Genomic DNA, 4642 nt, shown 5'->3' on the forward strand with positions numbered 1-4642 from the left:
TAAGCGTCAGCTTACCGGGCTTTTTTTTGCGCATCGAATTCAGCGGCTGATTGATCGAGCGTCAATGCATTTTTATGGAGAGCTTCACAGAGAGCTCCAGGTCTGTGCTTATCTCAGCGGCAGGCGCAACCGCAGAGGGCACGGCATGATCAGCAGCATTCGGTAGCGCTTGGTTTATCCACAGAAGCACGACACCGCTGAGAATACGTGCGAGGGTACTCTTTGAAATTGTGACGAAGGCTTTGTGCATTTGGAGGTCCATTTCAGAAGTGGACACCCATTAAATAGCTCTCGAGGCCGTGCCACCACCACCCTGCGAAAATATGCTCAAGTCCCAGACTAGGACTTGAGGATTATCCACATAGATCCATCGACATCCTTTCCAGAGCCCGAGCTATTAGGCCTGGACGGACGCCTGTGCAGCATCTGCGTCACTACCGTGAGCGGTCCTCCACACAAGGTAGTCGGCCAATTTCTTGCTTCGCGACCATACGTATTGTCGGCAGGAAGCATTCACCATTGTCGGGCCGGCAACGGGCCTGAACCGGATGTCCCATAGATGCCTGAGTGAGTCTCTCGGGGACATCCCCAAGTAAGCAGCAATCTCGGGGCCAAGGATGTACCTCTGCCTGAACGTTTCAATCGCCTTCGGAGTAACTCGGTGCTGAGTGCAACGGCCAATTTTCGCAGGATTACTTTTAAGCAGCCCCAAGCGGACACACGCGTAGGCGACCTCCTCCTTGACCCCCAGTATCGCTGCTGCTTGGGAAACCGATAATCCGGAGAATTCAAAATCGCTTTCTCGGAAACGCTCCTGCATCCACAGTGCGAGATCAGTTGACCTCACTAACAACTGACCCAAGGCCGCTGACTCATCTTTATTGCTACGATAAGCCTGTAGGGCGCCGGATTTGATTGCCTGGAGCAATTCGACGAGACCTCCGCCTGCGGGCAGATAATGTTTGGCAGTGAAATTGATCGTTAGCATCCCCGATTCAGCTACCAGGTCGACATCACCCGGCATCAACTGATCAAGCGAATCTCTAGACACCAACCATGGGCTGCGACCCACCTGCTGCTCGCCAAAGAATTCGAGAAGGCCGCCCGAAAGGAGTTGGCGGACGCGCGTCATGCTGAGACCGAGGATCTTAGAAGCCCCGCTCAACGTGACCGCTGCATGTCTGTGATAAGACACCTCTTGAAGCTGCCCAAGGTGGACCACCCTCAGTAACCGCGAACCTCTCTTTTCCTCTCGGTGATCAACGAGCCCGCGCTGGCAAAGAGTAACCAGTGCGGCTCTCGATAGCCCCATCGCTTTAGCCCCGGTTTGAAGGGGTACCCATAGATGGTTTTCGACCGTCTGGTGGCTGAGGTACCGATTTCGATTCGACAACGGTGCCGCCCATTCTTCCAGTAGATAAGACTCAAATTCGTCGCGGACGAAGCTGAAGCAAGGGGAACTCAAACTATGATGGATATCTCGATAGATGGGACCAAAAGCGCTTGTCACCTTCCACTCTCCGGAACTGGAGTGAGCATGCTTGAGGTCGCCGAGCAACTGCCTGAATGCGCTGGGCCAGTCCATGAGAATCCTGGCTGCTGCATCTGCCAACGTCCTTGAGACGCCTACCGAGGAAATTTCTGGAACCTTCAGTTGCATCAAGGTTTGAGCTCGCGTGCGCCGAACAGCTAAACGCGCCGCAAGCTCATGCAGATCGTTGAAGGGTAGTCCTGAAAGTCCGCCAGCATTCGGCAAGGGCGGTGAGTAGAACGCATTCTCCAGCGCCGAGGACAGCCACTGGCACGGTTCGCTAGCTAACCGTGTGTATTCCTCAGCGCCGGGGCTAGCAAGCGAAAACCCGCATGCTTTGCATCTGTTATCGAGCATCGAGTTATGACAGGTTTTCAAACTGCAATGTGGGCAGCAGTTTAAGAGTTCCGTTCGGTGGGAAGTACACGAGGTGACCAAAGTGATTTCCCAAGTTTCCTTCCAGTAGCCTCCCTCAGCCAGGCACTGCGCGCAGAACCTGACACTGCGCACCGACCAAATCTTAAAAGGCCTGGTTATGGGTGAGCGAAGCTCCACTGCCGCCTCATGCCAACTCCGCGGTGTACCACAATGGCGGATCCACTCCTTAACGTCACAGTCATCCGCCTGCTTGAAAGCCCTGAGCGCGTCGTTACTGGTGAGCCCGTTAGCCAGGGCGAGCCGTTGCAAATAGCCTGAGAGGCTTTCGTCGTGATGAGGTCGAGGGTTAATTAGAAGACCAAACATTCCTACACATCCATGAAATCGAAGACATAAAGATCAGAGGAGTAGGGCCGGGCTACACCCAGCCCTCATCATGAGCACTAGTCCTCTTCAACTTTCGCGAACGGCTCGTCCATCCCAATCAGTGGCTGGAAATTGAAACTCCCACTGAAGGGGTTACGTTCCTCTGTGGCTCTGCTCCATACCTCATCCTCGAACGCCTCTGCGAGTACGGGTAGCTCAATTCCTGCTAAGCCACGACTTACGGCCAGCCAGACGGCTCGATCCACGATCTTGATGAGGTAATCAATCAAGCCATAGGAGGCTAGGTGAAAGCGTTTGATCATTGTTGGCTCAGTGAAACTCACCGTAGGAACAGGCAGTTCGCCCTGAATCGCCCCAAGAAGCATCACGAACTGGACTGAGGATTTGCCGGTCAAGGTGAAGCGGTCATAATCCACCGTGGCCGAAAACCTGCGGCGCAGTTGCTCGTTCGCTTTAAGTAAACGCTCAGTACGCTTCAGACCAAGCAAAACGAACGTGATGCTCGTATCGTTCATCAAGCTCTTGATCCAGTCTGCTGTCTCATAAGCGCCGTGTCGGTGATAGTCGACCAGGTGCTGTACCTCATCGAGCGCTACCACCTCCACACCGAGATTCTTCAAGAGCAGGACCACACGGGCAAATTTCACCTCGCCAGAATGTCCCCGCGCTGTTGCGAATGGATCCTTAAGCGCTGTAAGCATCGCTGCCGCGAGACTCTTCTTGGTGGGCGACGAAGGTATCTCTACAAACAAAACAGTCCGCTTTTCTGAATCAATGCTGCCGACATCCTCTAATGACCGAATGTATTCCATGATCAGAGTGCTTTTCCCTACGCCACTAGGGCCCTGGATCAGTAAACCGTTACTCGTCCCGGCGCGCCGACTATCGGCGTGCACCTCACTGAGACGGGTCAACGCTCGTACCGCCTGGGAGCTGTGGATAAACCTGTGTCGTAGCGAGAAGGTGAGCTTTGGCGACTCAGAGACATTCATGGTTTGTTACTCCCTGCAGGCGAACGGACCGAAACTTTGAAAGCAGCAGCGGGTGGTATGTGATCAATGGAATCGTCGGTCCATTCCATTTCGCCGAGTACTTTAGGAGGAGGCGCGATCTCGCTCTTGCGGCCTTCTTTATCAATTTTGGCTCGTGCAGCTTCGCGTCTCTGCCTGAGCTTCTGCGAAAGGCGAGCCTCTTCGACATCTTCCATGATTTCCTGATAGCACCGGTGAGTTGCTTCGAAGCTGGGTTGCTCACCGTTTTTTTCACGCAGCGCATTTTCTGCAGCCCTCCACAGCTCCCGGCTCTTGCCAACCATGCGCTCGTCTTTCGCTGGTACTTGAAAGAACAAGTTTCTGAAGCGATCGTGCACCCAAACGTGTCCGGCCTCGTCGCGATAACGAACGTTAACCTTCTCACCCTCTGCCAGACGCATGCGCAGTTCCGCGAGCTCCGTGGAGTGATAGAACAACTTTCCAACCTCGACTCCGTAATGGTGAACCTTCACCGAGCTGCGCTTGGCCAAGATGCATTCCAACGAATCTAGGTCGACGGGGAGAGAGATGACGTGATTCGCCTCGCTGGTCGCCCAGACCTGGGCAGGAGTCCGCATCGCTAGTCCCCGGTGCGGCGTTTGGTGATAACCATCCACGATCCATTTCACCAGCACCGCTTCCAGTTGGGGCAGAGTGAAGCAAGCATTCTTCTCGGAGTCGTAGTCACCACGTTGTTGAATATTCGAGAAGGTGGTTCCAGGTAGGTTATGAATCAGCCCCAGGTTCTGGGTACTGAAAAAACGTTCTACCGCACCTTTCTTCTGAGGAGCCCTGGAAGCGGGATACATAATCTCAATACCCAGTTCGTTGAACCCCATGATGAGATCACCAGCGTGAAATTCAGCTGCGTTGTCCGGAACGATCCGTGTCGGTAAGCCTCGGGCCCACCATTCATTCCGCACCTTAGGAAAGCGCGTGAGCAGCTCGGCTTTGGGACGAATAGCGCGCTCAATGACCCGAAGAACGGTCTCTGTGTTCGGCGCCGAGAGGTGAAGCAGATAGCCCATCACCATCCGGGAGAATCGATCCATGACAATCGTCAGGTAGGGGCGTCCGATACAGAGTCCCGTGGTTTCATCCACCAGCTGTACGTCTAGTTGAGTGTGATCAATCTCCCACCGCTCCAAGATCTCATGAACGCGCAGCATACCTATGGCCGTGCGATGTTTTTGCTTAGCGGCGTGTTTCCCTAGCCTAGCTTCATCAACTAAGTACGGATCCAGAGCTGCGATATACCTACGGACAGTCATCGCAGATGGAATTCTGTAGTGGTCAACTCATCCCGGACACGGTT

The 4642-nt window shown here is 54.1% G+C and carries 3 protein-coding genes; all 3 read right to left on the minus strand.

From position 1 onward, the window contains the following. Nucleotides 1-397 precede the first annotated feature (397 nt). On the minus strand, nt 398-1888 hold the full coding sequence (locus HU729_RS24920) for a helix-turn-helix domain-containing protein (RefSeq protein WP_238348443.1): 1491 nt from the start codon (nt 1886-1888) through the stop codon (nt 398-400). A 464-nt stretch (nt 1889-2352) separates the two neighbouring features. Continuing rightward, entirely contained in the window at nt 2353-3288 is a 936-nt protein-coding gene (locus HU729_RS24925) for a TniB family NTP-binding protein (protein WP_186711866.1), read from the minus strand. Beyond that, on the minus strand, nt 3285-4496 hold the full coding sequence (locus HU729_RS24930; RefSeq protein WP_238348444.1) for a Mu transposase C-terminal domain-containing protein: 1212 nt from the start codon (nt 4494-4496) through the stop codon (nt 3285-3287). The genes HU729_RS24925 and HU729_RS24930 overlap by 4 nt, the downstream gene beginning before the upstream one ends. Nucleotides 4497-4642: the final 146 nt, after the last annotated feature.

It is taken from the genome of Pseudomonas sp. RW10S2 (genome assembly GCF_014268985.1).
Classification (GTDB): Bacteria; Pseudomonadota; Gammaproteobacteria; order Pseudomonadales; family Pseudomonadaceae; genus Aquipseudomonas; species Aquipseudomonas wayambapalatensis.

Bases quoted from the DNA above. Each gene is read 5' to 3' on its own strand.
- HU729_RS24920 (WP_238348443.1), bottom strand. From the start codon at position 1,888: ATGCTCGATAACAGATGCAAAGCATGCGGGTTTTCGCTTGCTAGCCCC.
- HU729_RS24925 (WP_186711866.1), bottom strand. From the start codon at position 3,288: ATGAATGTCTCTGAGTCGCCAAAGCTCACCTTCTCGCTACGACACAGG.
- HU729_RS24930 (WP_238348444.1), bottom strand. From the start codon at position 4,496: ATGCTGCGCGTTCATGAGATCTTGGAGCGGTGGGAGATTGATCACACT.